General features: G+C 65.3%; 19 protein-coding genes. 6 read left to right on the top strand and 13 right to left on the bottom strand.

Going from position 1 to position 23003, the window contains the following annotated elements; genetic code table 11:
• Positions 1–6 precede the first annotated feature (6 nt).
• From ASB57_RS12330 to ASB57_RS12340, 3 genes are all read right to left on the bottom strand, one after another.
• The gene (locus ASB57_RS12330) at positions 7–1413 is read right to left on the bottom strand and encodes an amidase (protein ID WP_057652498.1); all 1407 of its coding nucleotides are present in this window, start codon (positions 1411–1413) and stop codon (positions 7–9) included.
• A gap of 16 nt (positions 1414–1429) precedes the next feature.
• Positions 1430–2821 carry a DHA2 family efflux MFS transporter permease subunit gene (locus tag ASB57_RS12335; RefSeq protein WP_057652499.1) on the bottom strand — a complete coding sequence of 464 codons (1392 nt, stop codon included), beginning with the start codon at positions 2819–2821 and terminating at the stop codon, positions 1430–1432.
• Positions 2822–3137: 316 nt separating this feature from the next.
• Positions 3138–4079, bottom strand: coding sequence for a LysR family transcriptional regulator (locus tag ASB57_RS12340; protein WP_057652500.1), 942 nt, complete (start codon positions 4077–4079; stop codon positions 3138–3140).
• Positions 4080–4203: 124 nt separating this feature from the next.
• Between ASB57_RS12340 and ASB57_RS12345 the strand changes: the two genes are divergently transcribed.
• On the top strand, positions 4204–4635 hold the full coding sequence (locus ASB57_RS12345) for a hypothetical protein (protein WP_057652501.1): 432 nt from the start codon (positions 4204–4206) through the stop codon (positions 4633–4635).
• 30 nt (positions 4636–4665) lie between these two features.
• Here ASB57_RS12345 and truA read toward each other — a convergent pair whose 3' ends face one another.
• The 7 genes from truA to aroC all read right to left on the bottom strand — a co-directional run bounded on the left by truA (position 4666) and on the right by aroC (position 13851).
• Positions 4666–5460 carry a tRNA pseudouridine(38-40) synthase TruA gene (gene truA, locus ASB57_RS12350; protein WP_057652502.1) on the bottom strand — a complete coding sequence of 265 codons (795 nt, stop codon included), beginning with the start codon at positions 5458–5460 and terminating at the stop codon, positions 4666–4668.
• A gap of 3 nt (positions 5461–5463) precedes the next feature.
• Positions 5464–7638 carry a FimV family protein gene (locus ASB57_RS31580; protein ID WP_057652503.1) on the bottom strand — a complete coding sequence of 725 codons (2175 nt, stop codon included), beginning with the start codon at positions 7636–7638 and terminating at the stop codon, positions 5464–5466.
• Positions 7639–7792: 154 nt separating this feature from the next.
• Positions 7793–8923, bottom strand: coding sequence for an aspartate-semialdehyde dehydrogenase (asd, locus tag ASB57_RS12360; RefSeq protein WP_057652504.1), 1131 nt, complete (start codon positions 8921–8923; stop codon positions 7793–7795).
• Positions 8924–9186: 263 nt separating this feature from the next.
• Positions 9187–10266 carry a 3-isopropylmalate dehydrogenase gene (gene leuB, locus ASB57_RS12365; RefSeq protein WP_057652505.1) on the bottom strand — a complete coding sequence of 360 codons (1080 nt, stop codon included), beginning with the start codon at positions 10264–10266 and terminating at the stop codon, positions 9187–9189.
• Positions 10267–10342: 76 nt separating this feature from the next.
• On the bottom strand, positions 10343–10996 hold the full coding sequence (leuD, locus tag ASB57_RS12370; RefSeq protein WP_057652506.1) for a 3-isopropylmalate dehydratase small subunit: 654 nt from the start codon (positions 10994–10996) through the stop codon (positions 10343–10345).
• 14 nt (positions 10997–11010) lie between these two features.
• Entirely contained in the window at positions 11011–12414 is a 1404-nt protein-coding gene (leuC, locus tag ASB57_RS12375) for a 3-isopropylmalate dehydratase large subunit (protein WP_057652507.1), read from the bottom strand.
• A gap of 375 nt (positions 12415–12789) precedes the next feature.
• Positions 12790–13851, bottom strand: a complete 1062-nt coding sequence (gene aroC, locus ASB57_RS12380; protein ID WP_057652508.1) for a chorismate synthase — start codon at positions 13849–13851, stop codon at positions 12790–12792.
• 413 nt (positions 13852–14264) lie between these two features.
• On the opposite strand from aroC, the gene ASB57_RS31730 reads away from it, so the two are divergent.
• The 4 genes from ASB57_RS31730 to ASB57_RS12395 all read left to right on the top strand — a co-directional run bounded on the left by ASB57_RS31730 (position 14265) and on the right by ASB57_RS12395 (position 18693).
• A complete protein-coding gene (locus ASB57_RS31730) occupies positions 14265–14390 on the top strand; it encodes a hypothetical protein (RefSeq protein ID WP_255362028.1) in 126 nt (41 codons plus the stop codon).
• Between the two features lie 26 nt (positions 14391–14416).
• A complete protein-coding gene (locus ASB57_RS12385) occupies positions 14417–15709 on the top strand; it encodes a GGDEF domain-containing protein (RefSeq protein WP_057652509.1) in 1293 nt (430 codons plus the stop codon).
• Positions 15710–15971: 262 nt separating this feature from the next.
• Positions 15972–17564, top strand: a complete 1593-nt coding sequence (locus tag ASB57_RS12390) for an EAL domain-containing protein (protein WP_057652510.1) — start codon at positions 15972–15974, stop codon at positions 17562–17564.
• Positions 17565–17616: 52 nt separating this feature from the next.
• The gene (locus ASB57_RS12395) at positions 17617–18693 is read left to right on the top strand and encodes a sensor histidine kinase KdpD (RefSeq protein WP_057652511.1); all 1077 of its coding nucleotides are present in this window, start codon (positions 17617–17619) and stop codon (positions 18691–18693) included.
• Positions 18694–18757: 64 nt separating this feature from the next.
• Here ASB57_RS12395 and ASB57_RS12400 read toward each other — a convergent pair whose 3' ends face one another.
• From ASB57_RS12400 to ASB57_RS12410, 3 genes are all read right to left on the bottom strand, one after another.
• Positions 18758–19483 carry a response regulator transcription factor gene (locus ASB57_RS12400; protein ID WP_057652512.1) on the bottom strand — a complete coding sequence of 242 codons (726 nt, stop codon included), beginning with the start codon at positions 19481–19483 and terminating at the stop codon, positions 18758–18760.
• 267 nt (positions 19484–19750) lie between these two features.
• Entirely contained in the window at positions 19751–21226 is a 1476-nt protein-coding gene (locus ASB57_RS12405) for a YdiU family protein (protein ID WP_057652513.1), read from the bottom strand.
• A gap of 46 nt (positions 21227–21272) precedes the next feature.
• Positions 21273–21659 (bottom strand): DUF2069 domain-containing protein, encoded by a 387-nt coding sequence (locus ASB57_RS12410; RefSeq protein ID WP_057652514.1) that lies wholly within the window; start codon positions 21657–21659, stop codon positions 21273–21275.
• A 17-nt stretch (positions 21660–21676) separates the two neighbouring features.
• Between ASB57_RS12410 and ASB57_RS12415 the strand changes: the two genes are divergently transcribed.
• Positions 21677–22990: a YihY family inner membrane protein gene (locus tag ASB57_RS12415; RefSeq protein WP_057652515.1), complete on the top strand. Its 1314-nt coding sequence runs from the start codon at positions 21677–21679 to the stop codon at positions 22988–22990.
• Positions 22991–23003: the final 13 nt, after the last annotated feature.

A 23003-nucleotide genomic window follows, 5' to 3' on the forward strand; every position in this document is an offset into this window, starting at 1 on the left:
GAGCGATTAAAGGGCGATTTCCGGCCAACGGCCGGCCCAGGGCTGGGCTTGTTCAAATTGGGTGGCAACGTTGAGCAACAGGTCGTCCGCGCCGAAGTCGCCGACCAGCTGGAAGCCGATGGGCAGACCTTGCCGCGATGGCGCCGCCGGCAAGGCGATGCCAGGATGGCCGCAGGCATTGACCCAGTTGGTGAACACGGCGTGGCCGCGCGGACCCACCTCCTGGCCGTCGATAACGGGCGGGTAGGCCTGGTCCTTGGGCCAGGGGTGGGCGGCCGACGTGGGCGTCATGATCAGGTCGACATGTTCGAAGGCGGCACCCACTTCCGTGCGGAAGGCATACAGGCTTTCGATGACCCGCATGAATTCCGCGCCCGCGATCCCCCCGCCCGTCCTGGCCTGCTCGGCAAAAGCGGGGGTAACACTGTCGAAGAAGGCGCTGTGTTGCTCGGCCAGCATGGCCAGGCCCGTATCGCCGATCTTCGACCATGAGCCGAGGATATGTTGGGTCTCGAAAGGCAGCGGCCCTTCGGTGACGGTGTGGCCCAGCGCGCGCAGCTGGTCGGCCGCCTGCCTGCAGGCGGCGTCGATCTCCGGATCGACCGGCGCGTCGTTCATGCGTGCCACGTACAGGATCCTGAGCGGCTGCACGGCTTGCGCGCGCTCGTGGATCCGAGCGAAACCGCGCGAACGCTGGTCGCGGCGGTCGGGACGCGCCATGACCGACATCATCAGGCGCACGTCGTCCACCGAACGGCCGATCGGCCCCACGATTTCGCAGTCATAGAGGATCTGGGGAAATCCATTGGCCCGGGGAACGCGCGACACGGTAGGCTTCAGGCCGACCAGTCCCGTGTAGCCGGCGGGACGCCGTATGGAACCACCGCCATCGGTGCCCAGTGCCAGCGGCACCAATCCCGCGGCCACGGCCGTTACCGAGCCGCCGCTCGATCCACCCGGGGTCAGGTCAGGATCCCACGCGTTGCCGGTGGGGCCGAACACGACGTTGTCGGTATAGCCCCGCATCGTGAATTCAGGCACGTTGGTCTTGCCGACCAATACCGCGCCGCCCCGGCGCAGCAGGTCGACCGGCACCTCATCGTGATCGGGCACATGCTGTTCGAACAGACGGGTGCCCCAGACGGCGCGCTGCCCCTTGACCAGGATGTTGTCTTTCACTGCGATGGGGATGCCGTCCATGGGGCCCAGGGCCGCGCCACGCCGCAGGCGTTCATCAGCGGCGAGCGCCGCCTGCCTGGCGCCCGCTTCATCGAGATCGATGAACGCGTTCAGGCGCGGATTCAGGGTCTCGATACGGCCCAGGTAGTGGTCGAGCAAATCGACCGCGGTCAAGGAGCCGGCGCGCAGGCTCGCGGCCAGTTCGCGCACGCCCAAACGATGTGGCAGTGTCATGGTTGCTGGATCCAGGTCAGTTGCTGGCCGGTCGCGCGATGAGCTTGCCGTTGGCGTGGTTCGCATCCAGCGCGCGGAATATGAAAGCCGAAAGCAGAGTGATGACGCCGACAACGACGAACGTGAGCCGGAACGCGCTGGCCGTCGTTTCGGCGCCGTGGGAGAACATGCTCACCAGGCCGCCGCCCAGGGTCACGCCAAGACTGACCGCCAGCATCTGGATCATCGAGAACAGGCCGTTGCCGCTGCCCGCGTCTTCGGTCCGCAAGCCTTTAAGCGTCACCGTGTTCATGGCGGCGAACTGCATCGAATTCGCCGCGCCGAAAATGACGAGCTGGATGACCTGCACGCTGACGGGCCATCCCGGCGCGACGCTGGCGAAGGCAATGATGCTGGCGCCGACGAGCAGCGTGTTCACCAGCAGGAAAGTCTCGTAGCCGTAGCGCTTGACCAGGGGCCCGACCGCGCGCTTGAGCCACATGCCCGCGAGCGCGGCCGGCAGCATCATCAAGCCGGATTGAATCGGGGAATAGCCCATCTGCAGTTGCAGCAGCAGGGGCAGCAGAAACGGCACGGCGCTGCAGCCGATGCGGCAGACGAGGTTGCCGAGCAGGCCGACGCTGAAATTCGATTCGCGGAACAGCCCCAGCCGGAACAGCGGCTTGGTCTTGCGGCGGGCGTGCAGGACGTAGAGCGCCACGGTGAGGACGCTGAGGCCCAACAGCATCCCGCTCCAGACGACGCGATTGGACACCTCCGGCATGTCCAGCGACATCGACAGCGCCACCATGCAGGTGGAAAGCAGGATGAAGCCGATGAAGTCGAAGGGCGGCGTGTCTTCCGTCTTGCCGACCGGCATATAGGTGCGCGCCGCCCACAGGCCTGCCAGGCAGATGGGCACGTTGATCAGGAAGATCCAGTGCCAGCTCAGGGCTTGGGACAGCCAACCGCCCAACAAGGGGCCCACGAGCTTGCCGGCCTCACCGGCCGAGCCGATCACGGTCAACGCCACGATATAGGCCTCGCCGCGCATGGCGCGCAAGGTTGCCAGGCGGGCAATGGGCAGCAGCATGGCGCCGCCGGCGCCCTGGATGACCCGCGCCACGATCAATTGATTCAGGCTGCTGGACAGGGCGCACAGCAGGGAGCCGATCGCGAAGATGGCGATGGCCCAGATGTAGACGCGGCGGGTACCGAATTTGTCGGCCAGCCAGCCGGATGCGGGGATGAGCATCGCCATCACCAGGGTGTAGGCGACGACCGCGGTTCGCATGGAGAGCGGATTTTCCCGCAGGCTGTCGGCCATGGGAGCCAACGCGGTGGTCACGATCGTGGTGTCGAGGGCTTGCATGAAAAAGCCGGCGGCACACACCCACAACATGCCGCGGTACATCGAATTGCCGTTCATTTCCCAGTCTCTGCACGACATTCCCACGGAATGCCTGCGGCGATTGTGGCATCGCAGCATATAAGCCAGAAATCACTTTTAATAATCCAGCCATAAGCGCGGACTTATAGTGGACTGAATGCGCGCTGGCTTGGTGCGCGATGCGCCGCGGCGGGGCGGGCAGCCCCCGATCAGGTGCGTTTTTCGGGGTTGGGAGGGCGTGGGTGAGGCCAGCCGGGCCGATTCGCGTGGATCAACGTGGCGTCGGGCTGTCTCCAATCGGCAACGGATGCGTGACTGCTTTTGCCGGCGCCCGGCTGGGTGCCAAGTCGTGCTGCTAGATCAGCATTTCGCAGTGGTAGCCACGGCCGTTCATCTGCTCGCAGAAATGCTGGAGGCTGTGCCGCAGGTATTTTTCGAAGCGGACGACCGACCTGGGCACCGGCCGATGCCGTGAATAGACCATGCCCAGGGTCTGGTAGATGGGCGGCTCCAGCGGCACGGCCGTGATGGCATAGTCTTCGAGGACGGCCAGCGACAGGGTCAAGGGGTGGACCAGCGCCACGCCCAGGCCGTGCCTGACCATATGCAGGGCGGGAATGGAGTGATTGGTGTCCAGGACCCGCGCGGTGAAGCCGCCGTCGCGGTCGAGCGATTCGTGCAGGACCATGCCGGGCGGGGTGTCGGCGTTCTGGATGATGACTTCCTGCTCGTTCAGGTCGCGGGCCGAGACGGATTTCTGGCGCGCCAGTTCATGCCCGTCAGGCACGGCGCACAGGACCTGCATGCGCAGCAGGGGTTGCACGGCCACGCCCATTTCGTCCACCGGCAGGAAGGCGAAGCCCACATCCGCGTGGTCCTGGCGGACTTGTTGGACGACCTCCGCGGCTGTGTAGGTGTCGGCGCGCAAATGGACCTTGTCGTGGTCCTTGCGGAAGCTCGCCATGGCGGCCGGCAGGATGTCGGTATAGAGCGTACTTACGCTGGCGATGGCGAGCTTGCCCGAACGGCCGTCGCGCAATTCGCTGGCGCGGCCGCGCAGCGTGGAGAATTGCGCGAGGACCCGTTCCACTTCCGTCAGCAGCGCGGTGGCTTCTGGCGTCAGATGCATCCTGCCTCCCACCCTGATGAACAGGGTGAAGCCGACCTGGTTCTCCATCTCCTTGAGCGTCTGGCTGACCGACGGCTGGGTCACGCGCAGCAGGCTGGCCGTTTCGGTGACGTTGCGCGTCTTGGAGAAAAGCCGGAAGACTTCCAGCTGACGGAGGCTGAGGTGCATAAGTCCTGGCTTATAGAGAGGGGGCGGGCCAGGTATCTTACTTTATGCACGCCGCAGCTCGCGCCGCGTGCATCAAGCCATGCGATCCGCGCGAAATCGAGCACACCCCCGTTTGACCTCATCAATGGCGAAGGCCCACAATGACGCCATGGACCGCCTTGATCACCTCGAAAAACGCGTAGACATCATCGACGACCGCCTGAGTCGGATCGAAGGCGATGTCGCGACCCTCAAGTCGGATGTTGCAACGCTCAAGTCGAACGTTGCAACGCTCCAATTAGACGTCGCCACCATCAAGGAGACGCTTTCGGAAGTCAAAATAAGCCTGGCCAGGATAAGTGCCATGCTGGATATCTCTGACATCCGCTCATTTGTAGAGAGAGCGCACACGGACATCTATAAGTGGACCGTCACTATCATTGCGGTGGTAGGCGCCATCTACTTCGGCATGCAGAAGGCCACGCCGGTCTTGCAATCTTCGCTCTCGACGGCGTTGTCTGCACCGCAACAGTCGGCTGCGGCCCCTGCCCCTCCAGCGCCTGCACCAAGGCAATAGTCCAAGCTCGCTAGCGCGAGCTTCTACGTCTCAAGCCAACCCAGGCAAAATCAACCGCGTCCCATCCAGCTCACCCAAGGTGAAATGCTCGGGATACTCGATGGCGGCCAGGTACAGCCCATCCGGCATGAACGTGGGCGCGCCCTGTTTGCGGTCGCGCGCGGCGAGCAGGTCGGCCATCCATGCCACCGGCTTGCGCCCCTGCCCTACTTGCAGCAATGCACCCATCAGGTTGCGCACCATGTGGTGCAGGAAAGCATTGGCGCGCAAGGTGACGACGATGAGGTCGCCATGCGTGGCGAAGTCCAGGCGATGCATGACGCGCACCGGATGCTTGGCCTGGCACTGCGATGAACGGAAACTGCTGAAGTCATGTTCACCCAGCAGGCAGGCCGCGGCCTCGCGCATCGCCTCGATGTCCAGCGGCTGGAAACACCAACCCGCGCGTCCCGCCCACATCGGCGTGCGCACACGATCGTTGAGCAGAAGATAAACGTACGTCCGGCTGCCCGCTGAAAAGCGCGCGTGGAAGTCATCCTGCACGACGCGCGCCCACCGTACCGCGATGCTGGCCGGCAGCAGCGCATTGACGCCGCGTACCCAGGATTCCTCGCGCCGCTCCGCGTCCGTGTCCAGGTGCACCACCTGCATGGCCGCGTGCACACCGGTGTCGGTACGGCCGGCGCAAATAGTCGCGACAGGACGGTCGGCGAATTGCGCCAACGCGGCCTCCAGCGTGTCCTGTACGGTCTTCCTATGTGGCTGGGTCTGCCAGCCATTCCAGGCGGACCCGTCGTACGCCACGCTCAATGCAATACGTGGCATCGATCAGGGCCGGGACGAGCCAGGCAGCGTGCCGCGAGGGCCGGCACCCGGCTCGCGCCGCACGGGCGTGTCGCCAGGCTGGGAATCGAGATCCAGGTCGATGCCGTCCAGGCGCCGATCGATCGCGGCGGGATCGATCTCGGTTGCGTAGAGGTCTTCGTCCATGTCTTCGTCTTCGTCATTGCGGCGAGCGCCGGCACGGCGCAGCAGCCAGGCGATGACAAAGGCGATCAGGGTCAGGACGACCGTCATGAAGATCAGCAGATTGTCCGACAGCCAACGCGGCAGCGAAGAGGTAGGCTGGGCCGCCTTGCCGCCCGCGGTCGCGCTGTTCGAACCGCTATTCGCGTTCGTATTCGCGCCCGAAGCGCTGTCGCTGTTGGCAGCACCGTTCGACGTGGCCGAGTTGGGGGTCGACGACGCAGCCGAAGTTCCTGGCGCCGGGGCGCCCGGTGTCGACGCAGCCGTGCCGGAGGGCGACGAGCTGGCGCCCGCACCCGCGGCACCGGGTGTGCCTGCATTGCTCGTATTGCCCGCGTTGCCGGCATTGCCCGCGGCTCCCGCGCCGGTACCGCCAGCCGAATCCGCCGGGGTGCCTGCGCCATTGCCTGCGTTGCCAGCGCCGCTACCTGTGCCGTTGCCCGCGCTACTGCCTGCATTGCTGCCAGCGGCAGCGCCTGCGTTGTTTCCGGCATTCGAGCCGGCGCTATCGCCCGCGGCAGCGTTGCCCGCTGCACCACTGCCGGACTGGCCAGCGCCACCTGCTTGACCGGCAGCGCCAGGCTGCCCTGCCGCGTCGTTCGCGGCACCGGCCTGACCGGCCCCGTTCGCCTGGGCATTCGGCGCGGACTGTCCGTTCGCAGGTTGTCCATTCGCAGGTTGCCCTTTCACACCCGCCTGACCACCGCCCTGCCCCGCGCCAGCGCCTTGACCTGCCGTCCCAGGCTGCCCACCGGCGCCCGTGGCTCCAGGCCCGCCAGCCGCAGTACTACCCTGGCCTTGACCCGACGCACCCGTCGGCGCATTCGCACCCGCCTGGGCAACCGCCCCCGGTCCGCCCGGCACGGTCACGCCGGGCACGGTCAAACCGGGCCCACTGGCGCCCGGAGAGCCCTGGCCGCCCTGCCCTTGGTTCGACGCCAGCGCGGCGTTCAAATCCTTGACGTTGCGTTCCAGCTCGTCGACGCGCGTCTTCGCATCCTGGTCCGCCTTGGCCTGTGAGACCTCGGCATCGCCGCGCGACTGGGCCGCGGCCTCGGCGCTCTGCCCGGCCTGGCCAGGCACGCCGCTGGACAAGCGCAGGCGATCCTGCGCACCCGAATCAGACTGCGCCGCCGGCGCGCCCGCACCGATCTGCCCCGACGTCGTGGGCGCCTGGGTCGCCGCCGCGCCGCGGCCGGCCGCACCCGCCAGCCCCGCACGGTAGCGCGCATAGGCTTCCGCCTGCTCCAGGAAAATACGCCGCGCCTCGCCCGGATCGATCGCGCGCACCGTGGACGCATCCGGCACGATCAAGCGCGCGCCGGCCTTCACACGGTTCATGTTGTTGCCGATGAAGGCTTGCGGGTTCGCGCGCCACAAGGCCACGAGCATCTGATAGATGGTGGCGTCGGCCAGCGCATGGCTCTGCGCGATGCCATACAGCGTATCGCCCTGGCGCACCGCCACGTTGCCACCGCCGGCGCCACCGGCGCGGCTCGGCGTACCCACCGTCGCCTGCGCGTTCAGCCCCGGAAAACCGCGTTCCGTCTGCATCACCGTCAACTGCACCAGCCGCTGGCCGGCACCGCTGCCGATATTCAGCAACACGTCCACGGCAGGATCCGCCGCGACTTCCGATGACGTCAGCCGCACATTCCGCTGCGAGGCATCGGCGCCGTTTTCCACCTTCAGGGTCAGGCTGGACAAGGACACCGGCGGCTTCAGCCCGGCCCGCTGCCAGGCATCGGCGCTGGCGACGCTGACCTGCAGGCTGGCGCGCTCGTCAGGCGTCAGATCGGTCAGGGGAATCAGCACCTGAAGAGGCGCGTTCTGCGCCGACACGACCCGGCTATGTCCCAGACGCGCCGCCCAGGCCGGTTGCACGGCCACGGCCGACGCCGTCAGCAACATCGCCACGGCGCAACGCGTCGCGGTGAAGGAAAAACGGGGGGACAGGCGCGGGGTGCTTGACGTCATAAGCCGATGGGATCCACGGTCGTAGGGCATGTAGCCGCGATGAAAAATTGTAACGTACCTGCCTTGCTGCTGAAATAACAAGGGCACCTTGGGTGCCCTTGTTCCTGCCTGGCACCGCACGCGACCAACCCCGACGGGCCGGCCGCCTTGCGGCTTAAGCCTCGGCCAGCGCGATACGCAGCATGCGGCGCAGAGGTTCGGCCGCGCCCCACAGCAGTTGGTCGCCCACGGTGAAGGCGCCCAGATACTGCGAACCCATCGACAGCTTGCGCAGACGGCCCACCGGAATATCCAGCGTGCCAGTCACGGCAACCGGCGTCAGATCGCGGATGGTCGCTTCCTTGGTATTGGGAACGACCTTCGCCCACTGCGTACCGTTGGCGATTATGTCCTGGATTTCGTCCAGCGGGACATCACGCTTAAGCTTGATGGTCAACGCCTGGCTGTGGCAACGCATGGCGCCGATGCGCACGCACAAGCCGTCGATCGGCGTGACCGGCGTGCCGAAGGCCTCGCCGCGACCCAGGATCTTGTTGGTTTCTGCCTCGCCCTTCCACTCTTCCTTGGACATCCCGTTGCCCAGATCCTTGTCGATCCAGGGAATCAGGTTGCCGGCCAGCGGCACCAGGAAGTTGTCGGTAGGCAGGTTCTCGTCCTTCTGCTTGGACAGCACGCCACGGTCGATGTCCAGAATGGCCGAGGCGGGATCGTCGAGCAAAGGCTTGACGGCATTATTCAACAGGCCGAACTGGGTCAGCAGTTCACGCATATGCTGCGCGCCGCCGCCCGAGGCCGCCTGATAGGTCATGGAGGTCATCCATTCCACCAGGTCGTTATTGAACAAGCCGGCCAGGCCCATCAGCATGCAGCTGACGGTGCAATTGCCGCCGACGAAATTGCGCACGCCGCGCTTGAGCGCCGCGTCGATCACCGGACGATTGACCGGATCCAGCACGATGATGGCGTCATCGGCCATGCGCAGGGTGCTGGCGGCATCGATCCAGAGACCTTGCCAGCCGGCGCCACGCAGCTTGGGATAGACCTCCGACGTGTAGTCCCCGCCTTGGCAGGTCACAATAATCGGCAGTTTTTTAAGAGCGTCAATGTCATAGGCGTCCTGCAGCGCGCCAGCGCCGTCCGCCCATGCGGGCGCAGCAGCGCCCGCGTTGCTAGTGGAGAAAAACACCGGTTCGATCAGCGCGAAGTCTTTCTCATCGCGCATGCGTTGCATCAAAACCGATCCGACCATGCCACGCCAACCGACGAGGCCCACTGCATTGCTCATTTCTGTACGCTCTTAAAGATTCATGGTTATTTGGGAAAAAACGGAATTCCGTCGGAATAGACGGGTTTTTTGCCGCGGAGCCGTCGTGCGACGGGCAGATGCGCCCCAGAAACGGGGCGGCGAACGAGATGCCCCGGAAGGGCATACCGCGCGGCGAGTCCGGTCTTTTTGGACCGAAACACTCCACAATTTAGCAGAAAGTGCCGATCTTCCCCGAACTGCCGGCGAGGCGCGCTGCCCCGCCGGAGCGGTTTGACGGTTTTTTACGACGCCAGCGCCTTGATCACGGCGTCACCCATCTGGGTGGTGCCGACCTTGGTGGTGCCTTCTTCGTAGATGTCAGCCGTACGCAGGCCCGCGGACAGCACGCTGCGCACGGCAGCTTCGATACGATCGGCCTGACCGGCCAGATCCAGCGAATAGCGCAGCATCATCGCGGCCGACAGGATGGTGGCCAGCGGATTGGCCACGCCCTTGCCGGCGATGTCCGGCGCCGAACCGTGGCTGGGCTCGTACAAACCTTGGTTGGACGAGTTCAGCGAGGCCGAGGGCAGCATGCCGATCGAACCGGTCAGCATCGCGGCTTCGTCCGACAGAATGTCGCCGAAGATGTTGCCGGTGACGATCACGTCGAACTCACGCGGCGCGCGCACCAATTGCATGGCGGCGTTGTCGACGTACATATGCGTCAGCTTCACATCCGGGAATTCGCGGCTGACGTCGATCACGATATCGCGCCAGAATTGCGACGTTTCCAGCACGTTGGCCTTGTCCACGCTGCACAGGCGCTTGCCGCGCTTGCGCGCGGCCTCGAAGCCCACGCGCGCGATGCGGCGCACTTCGGATTCGGCATAGCGCATGGTGTCGTAGCCTTCGCGCTCGCCGGCAAAAGCGCCATCGGGCGCGCTGCGCTGACCGCGCGGCTGGCCGAAGTAGATGTCGCCGGTCAGTTCACGAATGATCAGGATGTCCAGGCCCGAAACCACTTCAGGCTTCAGCGACGAGGCATTGGCCAGCTCGGGGTAGAGAATGGCCGGACGCAGGTTGGCGAACAGGCCCAGCGAGCGGCGCAGGCCCAGGATGGCCTGCTCGGGACGGAATTCGCGCGGCAGGCTGTCGTACTTCCAGTCGCCGACGGCGCCGAACAGCGTGGCCTGCGATTCCTGCGCCAGCTTCAGGGTGGCGGGCGGCAGCGGGTGCTCGAACTTGTCGAAGGCGGCGCCGCCCACGGGTTCTTCCTTCAGGTCGAACGACACGTCCAGCGCCTTGAGCACGCGCACGGCCTGCTCGACGATTTCCGGGCCGATACCGTCACCGGGGAGAACAGCGATCTTATGGGTCATTGCAAGATCCAGATTGGAGATGAAAACGTTGAAACGGCAGGCCGCGGGGCAGGCAATGCCCGCCCCCGGCCCTGCGTCAGACCAGCGGACGGCCGCTGGTCAACCACGGGTGACGCGCCAGGCGTTCGGCTTCGAACGCGCGGATCTTGTCGGACTGGCGCAAGGTCAGGCCGATGTCGTCGAAACCGTTGACCAGACAGTACTTGCGGAAGGGTTCGATGTCGAACCCGATCTCGCGGCCGTCAGCGGCGATGACGACCTGGCGTTCCAGGTCGATACGCAGCTTGTAGTTGGGGAAAGCCTTGACCTCGTCGAACAGGCGCGCCACTTCGAACTCGGACAGGCTCACCGGCAGCAGGCCGTTCTTGAAGCTGTTGTTGAAGAAGATGTCGGCATACGACGGCGCGATGATGGCGCGGAAGCCATATTGCGTGAGCGCCCACGGCGCGTGCTCGCGGCTGGAGCCGCAACCGAAGTTCTTGCGGGCCAGCAGGATGCTGGCGCCCTGGTAGCGCGGCTGGTTCAGCACGAAATCCGGGTTCAGCGGACGCTTGCTGTTGTCCATGCCGGGTTCGCCGTGATCCAGATAGCGCAGTTCGTCGAACAGGTTGGGGCCGAAGCCGCTGCGCTTGATCGACTTCAGGAATTGCTTCGGAATGATCAGGTCGGTGTCGACGTTCTCGCGGTCGAGCGGGGCCACCAGGCCTTCATGAGTGGTGAATGCTTGCATGATCTGTGTGCGCCTTAGCGAAGAGTGCGGACATCGACGAAGTGGCCGGCGACTGCCGCCGCGGCCGCCATGGCGGGGCTGACCAGGTGGGTACGGCCACCCTGGCCCTGCCGGCCTTCGAAGTTGCGGTTGGACGTGGACGCGCAACGCTCGCCCGGCTCCAGCCGGTCGGCGTTCATGGCCAGGCACATGGAGCAACCCGGTTCACGCCACTCGAAACCGGCGGCGATGAAGATCTTGTCCAGGCCTTCGCGCTCGGCCTGCTGCTTGACCAGGCCCGAGCCCGGCACCACCATGGCCTGCTTCACATTGGCGGCCACGCGGCGGCCACGCGCCACCACGGCGGCGGCGCGCAGATCTTCGATGCGCGAGTTGGTGCAGGAGCCGATGAACACGCGGTCGACGCGGATGTCGGCCAGCGGCGTATTGGGCTTCAGGCCCATGTACTCCAGGGCGCGCTCCATGCCGCTGCGGCGCACGTCGTCTTTTTCACGATCGGGATCCGGCACACGGTCCTCGATGGACAGCACCATCTCGGGCGAGGTACCCCAGGTCACCTGCGGACGGATGTCCTTGGCGTTGATTTCCACCACGCGGTCGAACTTGGCGCCGTCGTCGGTATGCAGGGTGCGCCAGTACTGGACGGCCTGGTCCCACAGCACGCCGGTCGGCGAGAAGGGCCGGCCGCGGAAATATTCGATGGTCTTGTCGTCGACCGCCACCATGCCCGAACGGGCGCCGGCTTCGATGGCCATATTGCAGACCGTCATGCGGCCTTCGACCGACAGCGCGCGGACGGTGCTGCCGCCGAACTCGATGGCGTGGCCCGTGCCGCCGGCGGTGCCGATGACACCGATCACGTGCAGCACCAGGTCCTTGGCCGTACAGCCGAAGGGCATTTCGCCTTCGACCTTGATCAGCATGCTCTTGTTCTTCTTCATCAGCAGCGTCTGGGTGGCGAGCACGTGCTCGACTTCCGACGTTCCGATGCCGAAGGCCAGGGTGCCGACCGCGCCGTGGGTGCTGGTGTGCGAATCGCCGCAGACCACCGTCATGCCGGGCAAGGTCGCGCCCTGCTCCGGTCCGATGACGTGCACGATGCCTTGGCGCAGGTCATTCATCTTGAATTCGGTGATGCCGTAGGCGTCGCAGTTCTTGTCCAGCGTATCGACCTGCAGGCGCGAAATGGGATCGCTGATGCCTTGGGCGCGATTGAGGGTCGGCACGTTGTGGTCCGCCACCGCCAGGTTGGCGTCGATGCGCCACGGCTTGCGGCCGGCGTTTTCCAGCCCTTCGAACGCCTGGGGGCTGGTCACTTCGTGGACCAGGTGGCGATCGATATAGAGCAAACAGGTGCCATCGGACTCTTGGTTGACGACGTGCGCGTCCCAGAGTTTGTCGTAGAGAGTTTGGGCCATGAGCTTCACCGGAATCGGGAATTACCAACTAGGGAAGCCGATTATGCCCGCGGGATTAAGCTAGTACAACGGCAGCATCAATACTAGTACAAGCAGTACCATGCAGGGGGGGGCGGTAGCCGAGGGCTGCGCCCTCCGCGCTCCGCGCGAGGATTTGGTTGAGGGGCTCCGCCCCTCAACACTCCCCCGAAGCAATGTGGCTAAAGTGCCCGCACCCGCTCGCGCGCGAATAAGGCCCCTTAAGGCAACCCTGCGGGTTGCCCGGTCCCCCAAGGGGCCGCTTTTTGACTCGGGGCGGCCCAGCGTCAAAAAAAAGGGTGGCGCTCACGCTCGCCACCCTGTTTCGTATTGCCCCGGCCGGCAGCCGGTCGTGGACTACGCGCCGCGTTGGCCGCGCTGCCGCAGGGCGTGATCGATCAGCACCAGGGCCAGCAGCGCCTCGGCGATCGGTGTCGCGCGGATGCCCACGCAGGGATCATGGCGGCCCTGGGTCTGCACCGAGGTCGGATTATTGGCCCGGTCGACGGAACGCCGTTCCACGCGGATGCTGGACGTCGGCTTGATCGCCAGCGATACGGTCACCGGCTGTCCCGAGGAAATGCCGCCCAGCACGCCACCGGCATTGTTGCCGAGGAAGCCGTCGGGCATGATCTCGTCGCCATGCTGCGAGCCGCGCTGTTCGATGCTTTCGAAACCGGAGCCCATGGAAACGCCCTTGACGGCATTCAATCCCATCATGGCGTGCGCGATATCGGCATCCAGACGATCGTAGACGGGTTCGCCCCAGCCGGCCGGGACGTTCTCGGCAACCACTTCGATGCGCGCGCCGATGGAGTCGCCGTCGCGGCGCAACGCATCCATGAACGCTTCCAGCTCAGGCACCACGCCGGCATTGGGCGCATAGAAGGCGTTGCGGCCGACTTCGTCCCAGGTCTCGAAGGGAATCTTGATGGGGCCCAGCTGGCTCATATAGCCGCGCACCCGCACGCCGTGCTGCTCCAGCAGCCATTTCTTGGCGATGGCGCCGGCAGCCACGGTGGGCGCCGTCAGACGGGCGGAAGACCGGCCGCCCCCGCGAGGATCGCGCACCCCATACTTCTTGAAGTAGCTGTAGTCGGCGTGCCCGGGACGGAAGGTGTCGACCAGGTTCGCGTAATCCTTGCTGCGGGCGTCCGTGTTGCGGATCAGCAGCCCGATGGGCGTGCCGGTGGTGACGCCTTCGAACACGCCGGACAGGATTTCCACCTGATCGGCCTCCTGGCGCTGCGTCACATGACGCGACGTGCCGGGGCGGCGGCGATCGAGCTCTGCCTGGATATCCGCGGCTTCCAGCGGCAATCCAGGGGGACAGCCGTCCACCACGCAGCCGATGGCCGGACCGTGCGACTCACCGAAATTCGTTACGCAAAAAAGAGTGCCTAAGGTATTGCCGGACATGGTGAAGAACTGGAGAATGCGTGACCCGCGGCCCCGGGAGGCTGCGGTAGGGAAGGATTAACGCGGATTATGACATTGCTGGCGTCCCAGCGGGCTTCAGCCGGCGCGCGAATGACCGCGGAGAATTCTGATGGAAAAATTGCATGCAAAGAAAAGATCGGCAATAAATTCTCATAATGCAGAGATTTGCCGATAATTTTCGTTGTTGATTGATAAGTGGGTCCCGCCCACAATGCTAACCCACTGATAACACTGGATGCTTTCTGTATCACAGACCAAGCGCGTTGGTCCGTGGCCGCCGAGCATCTCGATTATCCATACGCGTAGCCTCGCGCCGGGATGTCTGACGACGCCTTGGCTGGTTTGTCGTTTGCGCTGCGCTCGTCATCCTTGCCAATAGGAACAGAGACTGCATGTACGATCGCTTTCCTCATCTGCACGGCTCGCGCCCCGCAGCCGACACGCGCGGGCAGTTCTTCGTGACCCTGTCGCTGCACCGCCTTGGCGCCGCCCACCGGCACGGCGCGCGGGCGCCTTGAGCGCCCGTCCGCAAGTCTCCTCCCCCATGACGCTGCCGCCGCCCTCCCCGCCGCCGCCCGCACAGGCCCAGAGCCTGCCGCAGGACGACGCCTGGCAGGCGCCGGCGGACGTGCCGCGCCGGCGGGGTCTGGCGATCGCCCTGGCCGCGTTGCTGGGCGCCATGGTGCTGCTGATCATCATGGCAGGGGCCACCCTGTACCAGCAGACGCGTACCGCTTCGCAGCCCAATGGTGACGACGCCGCGTTCTACAGCTATCGCCTGATTTCCCAGGTGAACGGCCTGGCGACGTCCGCCAGCCGCGCGGCGGGTGGCAGCGATACCCGCGACTTCACGCAGCGGTTGCAGGCGCTGTCCACGTTCGTCAATCCCGGGACCGCCGAAAGCGCCGCCGGGCTGGCCCTCTTGCGCGCCATTCCCGCCGCCGACCGCGACCTGATCGGGCTGGACGATCAGTTGCGTACCTGGCACGACACCGCCGAGATCAAGGATCCGGTGCGCGTACGGCAGATCGCCGTCGAGGTTTCCGACCGGGCGGAGGAGTTGCGCGGCATCGCCGACCGCATCGCCAATACCGTGCAGCGCGAACAAAGCTCCATCACGCACGGCAACCGGGCTCAACTGGCGCAAGGCTTCCGCAATCTCGAATGGACGCTGGCCGGCCTGATCGCCGGCACGGTGATCCTGGCGATCTGGCTGCTGGTGCTGAACCGCCATGCGCGCCACTTCAACCAGCGCATGGCGCAAGCCAATGCCCGGCTGGAATCGGCAGTGGCGCACCGTACCCGCCAGTTGGTCTGGCTGGCCAATACCGATCCGCTGACCGGCCTGAAGAATCGCCGCGCGTTCATGGAAACCGCCGAGGCGCAGATCCTGCAATGCCGCCGTTATCCGCATCCGCTGGCGGCCTTGCTGATCGACATCGATCACTTCAAGTCCATCAACGACCGCTACGGCCATCATGTGGGCGACCAGGCCATACGCCGCGTCACCGACACCATCACCAATACGCTGCGCGACAGCGATATCGTCGGCCGCTTCGGCGGCGAGGAATTCGCCGCCTTGATGCCGCACACCGACCTGCCGGCCGCGCTGGTCGCCGCCGAACGCCTGCGCCAGGCCGTGGCGGGCATGAAAATCGGCTTGCTCGAAGGCGGTCCCTTGAGCATGACCATCTCCATCGGCCTGGCGCTGCACGAGCCGGGACTGTCGCTGGACACCTTGCTGATGCGTGCCGACATGGCCCTGTATCGCGCCAAGAGCGGCAGCCGCAACCGCGTCGAGATCTACGGACGCGAACGCGAAGAGATCGCGCAGTAGCTGCTTGCCTGGGCGGGCGGCCGCGCCGGGCCGGCCCGCGACATCCCCCTTGCCGAGTCTCGGGCCGCGGTCACCGCGGCCCGGCCTTGCCCTTTATCGCCCTCGCGCGACACCGTCCGCCCCTCGGCCGCTTTCCGCCCCCGCTCGGTTTTAGCCCTTACACTAGCGCGGCGATCGTCCGGCAACGATAATCACAACGTTACAACCGCCCGCCCCGTCCAGGCAGGCATGCAAGACGACTTCGAGTACATACCCCAGATCCATGTCCATACTGCGCACCACCCTGCTTGGCATCGCGGCCCTCACTGCCCTGCTGCTGATAGGTTCCCAGGCGCTCGGCATCCTCGTGGAGGCCAACGGTCCCGCCCGCATCGTCCTTGCGCTGACGGTAGCCGCGAGCGGCGTCTGTTGGGCGGCCAGTGCCGTCGCCTTGTGGCGCTGGCTGGACCGGCGCCTGCTGGCCGAATTAAGCCGCCGGCTGCGCACCCTCGGCGGTGTTGACACGGCACCCGGCGCACTGCCGGCCGTGAGTGAACTGGCGGAGGTGAATGACGCCCTGGCGCAGGCCCGCGAAATGTTTCGCGCGACGGCGGCGGAGAACACCGCGCGTATCGAGTCCATGCAATTGGAACTCAATCTCGACCCCGTCACGCGGCTGCCCAATCGCCGCTACTTCCACAATGAACTGCGCCGCGCGCTGAGCCAGGCCGGCTCGGAAGGCCCAGGCCACGTCTTGATGTTCCGCCAGCGCGACCTGATCGAGATCAATCGGCGCATGCCGCGCGACAACGCCGACCAGTGGCTGCGCTCGCTGGCGCATCGGCTCGACCAGTTGCTGGGCCGGCGCCACGCGCCCCCTTACCTGCTGGCCCGCCTGAACGGTTCGGATTTCGCCTTGCTGCTGCCGGCCACGACGCCGGCCCAAGCCGGCGTTGCCGGTGACAAACTGCGCCTGGAATTGCGCGCGCTGCGCCTGGCGCTGGGCGAGCAGCGCTGGTGCCGCTGGGCCCTGGCGCTTACCCCCTACGGCGCCGACGACCAGGCCAGCGACCTGCTGGCCCGTCTGGACCATGCCCTGATGCGTGCCGAAAGCAGCGACAACGATGCCATCGAACACGCCAATCACGAACCGCGCAGCGACAATGGCGGCGAGCATCAATGGCGCGACACCCTCATCGCCGGCCTCGACCAGCATCGCTTCTCGCTCGATGTACGCGGCCTGCGCGGCCCTGACGACGCCTTGCTGCGCAACGAGGCAACGCTGATCCTGCACGATGCCGAAACCCCCGCCCCCATCACCGCGGCGCGCTTCATGCCCGCCGCGATTCGCCTGGGCCTGAGCGCGGAATGCGACATCCAGGCGGTGCGTTTGGGCCTGGACTGGCTGGTGTCCCACGCCGGCCAGTTGGCCATCCGCCTGTCTCTGGCGTCCCTGGCTCAGCCGAATTTCCTGCCCCGCCTGGGGCAATTGCTGCGCGACCGCCCCACGCAGACGGTGCGCCTGGTGCTGGAAATCGACGCCCATGGCCTGGCCGAAAACTACAGCGTGGCGCGCACGCTTTGCGAGGTCGCCACCGACGCCGGCGCGCGGATCGGCATTCGCCGCCTGTCGCAGGACTTCGCCGCCATGACGCGCCTGCATCAGTTGCCCATCTTCTACGTCAAAGTGGGCGGCGATTTCGTCAGCGGCCTGGCGCAAAGCCCAGGCAGCCTCCATCTGGCGGGGTCCGTGAGCGAAACCGCGCGGCAGCTGAAGATCGACGCCTACGCCGAAGACGTGCCGGACGAGAAAACCGCGGCGCTTCTGCACGAATTGCACATCACCCCCGTTCACAGCGACGTCGCGGCGATCTAGCAGCGCCGCCAGATCCGACCCACGGTCGTCCACTCATCAGGCCTGTCCCATCGTGCAGAATCTCCTGAATACTTTCTCCTTCGCCACCACCGGCGCCTACTGCGCGCTCGGCGCCGCCGTCCTCGTCCTGCTGGTCAGCGGCGCCGCCTGGACGCGCCGGCGCTCGGCCGCCAGCGGTGGCAGCACCGTACTGGCCGCGCTGGCCATTGCCTTGCTGCTGAGCGGCAATATCGTGGCGGCCTATGCCGGCGCCTTGCTGACCCTGGTCCTGGCCATGGGCTTCGTGCTCATGGCCTCCGGCCAGCATGCCGCCGGGCACGCTGCCACCGCCACCGTTGAAGCTCGGTCCGTCGCCGGGGAAGCCAAGCCGCCCGGGAGGCCGCCCTCCGCCCCCGCCGACGACGGCTACGCGCTGATCGAAAAACGCCTGTCGGCGCTGGCCGATGCCCTGGAGCGCCAGCGCCAGATGCACTCCCTGATGTCGCACGAGATGCGCGCGCCGGTGTCCACCATCAGCATGGCGACCCAATCCCTGGAGATGGTGCTGGCCGGCAGCGGCGAGGAAGTCGACCGTCGCCTTGAACGCATCAGCCGCGCGGTGGGCCGCATCAACGAACTGATGGATCAGTTGCTGAGCCAGACGTCATTGGAAGACGATGCCATGGCGCCGGAACGCAGCCGCGTCGAACTCGGCGAACTGGCGCGCGCCATCGCCGCCAGCTTGCGCGGGGAAGCCGCCCACAAGCTGGAAGTCCTTGCGCCCACACCCGTCGAGGCCTGGTGCGACGGCCCGTTGAGCGGCGTGGTGCTGCGCAATCTTATCCACAACGCCATCAAATATTCGCCGGCCAACCAGCCCATAGAAATCGAAGTGCGCGCCGCTGCCGACGGCGCCATGGCCACGATCACCGTGACCGACCGCGGCCCGGGCATCGAGAAAGACGTACAGGAGAAGATTTTCGATCCGCACTTCCGCCGCGCCGCCCACCGGGAAACCAAGGGTCTGGGGCTAGGCCTGCATCTGGTGCGCAAGATCTGCGAACGCCAGGGCGGACGCCTGACGGTGGAAAGCGAGCCGGGGCACGGCGCGCGCTTCACGATGGCGCTGCCGACGCGGCAGGAAAGCTGAGAGCGTTGCACGCCCCGAGTACCTCGGGGGTGTGGAGCTAGCGCTTACAGGACGTCAAGCGCACTCAAGCCGCGAACACGTAGCCCTGGCCACGCACGGACAGCACGGGCAGCTTCATGCCGCTGGATTGCGCCTTGGCGCGCAAGCGGCTGACCAGCACGTCGATACGACGCAGCTCGAAATCGCTGGGGTTGGCCGGGTTGAACAGTTCCGACAGCGCCTGCCGGCTGACCACATTGCCGCTGGCCTCGATCAAGGCATTGAGGAACAGGCGTTCCTGCGAGCTCAGATGCAGCGACACGCCTTCCGGCGACACGAGTATCCAGCCGCCGTCCTGCAAAGACCAGGCTTGCGCCACGCCGCGATCGGCGCCCGGCGCCTGCGCGGGGCTGCGCGACAGGCGCATGCGTCGCGCCAGGCTGCGGATGACCGAGCTCAACTCAAGCAGATCGACCGGCTTGGTCATATAGATATCGGCGCCGCCTTCCAGACCGCGCACGCGATCTTCCAGGGCAGCCCGGCCCGTCAGCATGACGATGCCGACCGGATGCAGCGCACGCAGGCGCGTGGCTACGGAAAAACCGTCCTCGCCGCCCTGCACGTTCGCATCAAGGATGACGACGTCGCAAGGCTGGCTTTCCATCTGCCGATAGAAGTCTGCCGAATTCCCGCATGCGAAAGAGACCCGGAACCCGTAACCACCGAGTCCCAGCACCAACTCTTCACGAAAATCCGCATCATCCTCTAACAGACCGATACACAGGACCCCGTCTGCGGCTTGCGTTTGCACGATACATATTCCTTCGGGAATTGCGCCCAGTCACGCAGGAGGTTTTTTCGGGCGAAAAAATGCGTGACCCCTCAACGCCAGTACCCTGCAACGGCCCTGGCAACAATGCGAAAAGCCGGACAAAAGATCGAAAATATGAGTCTTTTTATCTCTTATTTACAAATCCTTCCCGTAGTGCGGAGAATGCACCAAAAGCGAATACATTGCAATAAAGGATGCCGCCTTCCGGATGACTCGCAGAATACTTTCGACAAGTGTGCGTCATTTTCACGACGAACAACTTACCTCCAAATCACTAGCCCAGTCCGGGGGCAGGCTGGCATATGTTTCAGCGTTTGGATATTTAAGGAAAGGATTCTTAAGGATCCGCAAGAGTTCGATAATAACTGAAGCATCGCCCTGCTTGGCGGCACGAATTGCATTTTCAGCCAGGTGATTTCGTAACACGTAGAGCGGATTAACCTGATCCATTCCATCCGCTCTGCTTGCCCTGTCACCGCCCATCGCATCCTGCCGAGCCGCCCACTTGTCCAACCAGACCTTCGCGCCGTCCCGATCCATGTATAAATCCAAAAAAGGCTGGGATTGGCCGCGCAAGGCGTCACTCAAATACCGGAAGGTCAGGGTGAAATCCGCGCGCTGGTCGTGCATCAGTTTCAACAGTTCGTCGAGCAGCGCCTCGTCATCCGGGCGCCACGGGGCGATCCCCAGTTTGGCCGCCATTCCGTTATGGAATGCCGAAGTGAACTCGGCTTCATAGGCTTCCAGTTCGGCTTTGACCGCATCGACGTCATTAATCAAAACATTCAACGCGCCGCCCAGGCGATACAGATTCCACAAGGCGACGGAAGGCTGCCGATTCCAAGCGTAGCGGCCCTGGTTGTCGGAATGATTGCAGATATGGTCGAGCCGGAAGGCATCCATGAAACCGTACGGCCCATAATCCAGGGTCAGGCCCAATATCGACATATTGTCGGTATTCATCACGCCATGACAAAAGCCCACGCACTGCCATTGCGCCATCAGGCGCGCGGTACGGCCGATGACTTCGCGCAACAGCGCCAGATACGGGGCGCCGCCCTCGCCCGCCGTCCGGCAAGCGGGGTAAAAGCCGTCGATCACATAGTCGGCCAATTGGCGCAACTGCTCCGGCTGCCGCCGCGACGCCCAATGCTCGAATGAACCGAAGCGCACGAAGCTGGGCGCCATGCGGGTGACGATGGCGGCGGTTTCCACCGTCTCGCGGACCACGGGGTCATCGGACACGACCAGGGCCAAAGCGCGGGTGGTCGGGATACCCAGGCCATGCATGGCCTCGCTGGCCAGGTATTCGCGCACCGACGATCGCAATACGGCCCGGCCGTCGCCCATGCGGGAATAAGGCGTCAGGCCGGCGCCCTTGAGCTGCAACTCCCAGGGGCCGTCCGGCCCGGCCACCTCGCCGAGCAGGTGGGCACGGCCATCACCCAGCTGGCCCGCCCAGACACCGAACTGGTGCCCGCTATACACGGCCGCCAGCGGATCGCCGCCGGGCAGCGGATCCACACCGGCGAAAACGCGCAAGAAGGCGTCACTCCCCAGCACCTTGGGATCCAGCCCCAACAGGGCCGCCGCGTCCTCGTTGGCGTGCAGCAGGCGGGGGGCGGTGAGGCCGCGGGGCTGCAGACGGGTATAGAAATCCGGCGGCAGGGCCGCGAAGGAATTGCTCAGGGACAGTTCGTCCAGGGAGGTAGCCAGGGACATGATCGGAGCCGGTCAGGGTTGAGACAGGAAGGCGCAAGCGCGGAATTCAGGCGCGGCTGGCCAGCTTGCGCCGCCGCGCGGCCCGCTTGGCCGGGTACACATACATGATGGCGCTGATGAAAAACACCAGGGCCAGCGCAAGCTCCAGGCCCGCCAGCGCCGCCGACACGGGCGCCACGTCGGACATGACCCGGGTCGCCCCTTCCATTACATATAGCAGCGACAGCATGCTGGCCCACTGATAGGTATAGAGGTTGCCCCGCACGATGCCCCCAAGGGGCACCGCCAGGGGCAAGGCTTTGAGCAACATCCAGGAGCCGCCCGGACGCAACGGCGACAGGACGGTTTCCCAAAGGACGCACAGGACCAGCAGGGCTACCAGCGCAACTGTCGCAATGCCGCGCAGCCAGGAGTTGAGTTGAGGACCATTCATACTGCTATTATCGCCTGATGAATTCGCCAGTACAGTCGGCTGCCGCAACGCCGGCAGGGCCCGCAGCGCCGCCACAGCGAACCTCCTGGACAGGTCGCACGGTCAAACTTTTGCGTTTCGCCGGGCGCCGCACCGCCGAAGCAGAGTTGCTTCAGGTCGCGTCCAGCCTGACCTTCACCACCGTCCTGGCCATCGTCCCCATGCTGACGGTGGTGCTGTCCTTGTTCACCGCCTTCCCGGTCTTTCAGGAATTCCGCATCGCGCTGGAAAACTTCCTGTCGACCAGCCTGATGCCGCCGGCGGTGTCGGACAACATCATGAACTACCTCAACCAGTTCGCCCGTCAGGCCTCGCGGCTCACGGCGATCGGGGGCGCGATCCTGGTAGTGACGTCGATCATGCTCATCATGATGATCGACAAGACCTTCAACGATATCTGGCACGTCACGCGCCAGCGGCCGCTGGCCCAGCGCGCGCTGATCTACTGGGCGGCCGTGACCCTGGGCCCCGTGGTGGCGGGCGCCAGCCTGTGGGCCACCTCGTTCCTGGCGCGGGAATCCATGGGCCTGGTCAAGGACGTGCCCAACCTGATCGGCCTGACGGTATCGGTGCTGCCGCTGGCCGTCACCGGCCTGGGTTTCGCCGCCCTGTTCTTCGTGGTGCCGAACCGCCGGGTCTACTGGCGCGATGCGCTGGCGGGCGGCATCGGTACCGCCATCGTGCTGGAAATCATGAAGGCGGCCTTCGCCTTCTACCTGACCCGCTTTCCCACCTACACAGTGATCTACGGGGCCTTCGCCACCCTGCCGATCTTCCTGCTGTGGATCTATCTGTCGTGGCTGGCCATCCTGTTCGGCGCCACCGTCGCCGCCAGCCTGCCGTTGTTGCGACTGGGGCGCTGGGAAGTCAACCGCGAACCGGGCGCCACCTTCATCGACGCCATCGCCGTGCTGCGCGCGCTCCACGCCGCGCTGGGCCAGACACCGGCAGGCCGCGGCACCAGCGATCTGGCGTCCGACCTGCATCTGCACCAGGACGAGCTGAATTCCGTGCTGGAAACCTTGAGCGATCTCGGCATGGTCACGCGCACCCAGGAACAGCAATGGATCCTGTCCTGCGACCCGCAGCGCACCCGCCTGGACGCCGTGATCGACCGTTTCCTGCTCGATCGGGGTCAGCCACGCCTCAAGGAATACCCCGAAGCCTATGCCATCGCCCTGGCCGCCCTGCAAGGCCATGCCGCGCCCACGCTGGAAGAACTCATGCAGGAAGCGCAAAATACGGGCACGGAGTCGGCGGACATCCTCAGAATCGAAGCACTCAAGAAATAATCCCGGGTTCGCC

It is taken from the genome of Bordetella sp. N (genome assembly GCF_001433395.1).
GTDB lineage: Bacteria > Pseudomonadota > Gammaproteobacteria > Burkholderiales > Burkholderiaceae_B > Bordetella_C.

What these genes read in the sequence shown, in the direction of transcription:
- ASB57_RS12330 (WP_057652498.1), bottom strand. Translation starts at nt 1,413, where the DNA reads ATGACACTGCCACATCGTTTGGGCGTGCGCGAACTGGCCGCGAGCCTG.
- ASB57_RS12335 (WP_057652499.1), bottom strand. Translation starts at nt 2,821, where the DNA reads ATGAACGGCAATTCGATGTACCGCGGCATGTTGTGGGTGTGTGCCGCC.
- ASB57_RS12340 (WP_057652500.1), bottom strand. Translation starts at nt 4,079, where the DNA reads ATGCACCTCAGCCTCCGTCAGCTGGAAGTCTTCCGGCTTTTCTCCAAG.
- ASB57_RS12345 (WP_057652501.1), top strand. Translation starts at nt 4,204, where the DNA reads ATGGCGAAGGCCCACAATGACGCCATGGACCGCCTTGATCACCTCGAA.
- truA (WP_057652502.1), bottom strand. Translation starts at nt 5,460, where the DNA reads ATGCCACGTATTGCATTGAGCGTGGCGTACGACGGGTCCGCCTGGAAT.
- ASB57_RS31580 (WP_057652503.1), bottom strand. Translation starts at nt 7,638, where the DNA reads ATGACGTCAAGCACCCCGCGCCTGTCCCCCCGTTTTTCCTTCACCGCG.
- asd (WP_057652504.1), bottom strand. Translation starts at nt 8,923, where the DNA reads ATGAGCAATGCAGTGGGCCTCGTCGGTTGGCGTGGCATGGTCGGATCG.
- leuB (WP_057652505.1), bottom strand. Translation starts at nt 10,266, where the DNA reads ATGACCCATAAGATCGCTGTTCTCCCCGGTGACGGTATCGGCCCGGAA.
- leuD (WP_057652506.1), bottom strand. Translation starts at nt 10,996, where the DNA reads ATGCAAGCATTCACCACTCATGAAGGCCTGGTGGCCCCGCTCGACCGC.
- leuC (WP_057652507.1), bottom strand. Translation starts at nt 12,414, where the DNA reads ATGGCCCAAACTCTCTACGACAAACTCTGGGACGCGCACGTCGTCAAC.
- aroC (WP_057652508.1), bottom strand. Translation starts at nt 13,851, where the DNA reads ATGTCCGGCAATACCTTAGGCACTCTTTTTTGCGTAACGAATTTCGGT.
- ASB57_RS31730 (WP_255362028.1), top strand. Translation starts at nt 14,265, where the DNA reads ATGTACGATCGCTTTCCTCATCTGCACGGCTCGCGCCCCGCAGCCGAC.
- ASB57_RS12385 (WP_057652509.1), top strand. Translation starts at nt 14,417, where the DNA reads ATGACGCTGCCGCCGCCCTCCCCGCCGCCGCCCGCACAGGCCCAGAGC.
- ASB57_RS12390 (WP_057652510.1), top strand. Translation starts at nt 15,972, where the DNA reads ATGTCCATACTGCGCACCACCCTGCTTGGCATCGCGGCCCTCACTGCC.
- ASB57_RS12405 (WP_057652513.1), bottom strand. Translation starts at nt 21,226, where the DNA reads ATGTCCCTGGCTACCTCCCTGGACGAACTGTCCCTGAGCAATTCCTTC.
- ASB57_RS12410 (WP_057652514.1), bottom strand. Translation starts at nt 21,659, where the DNA reads ATGAATGGTCCTCAACTCAACTCCTGGCTGCGCGGCATTGCGACAGTT.
- ASB57_RS12415 (WP_057652515.1), top strand. Translation starts at nt 21,677, where the DNA reads ATGAATTCGCCAGTACAGTCGGCTGCCGCAACGCCGGCAGGGCCCGCA.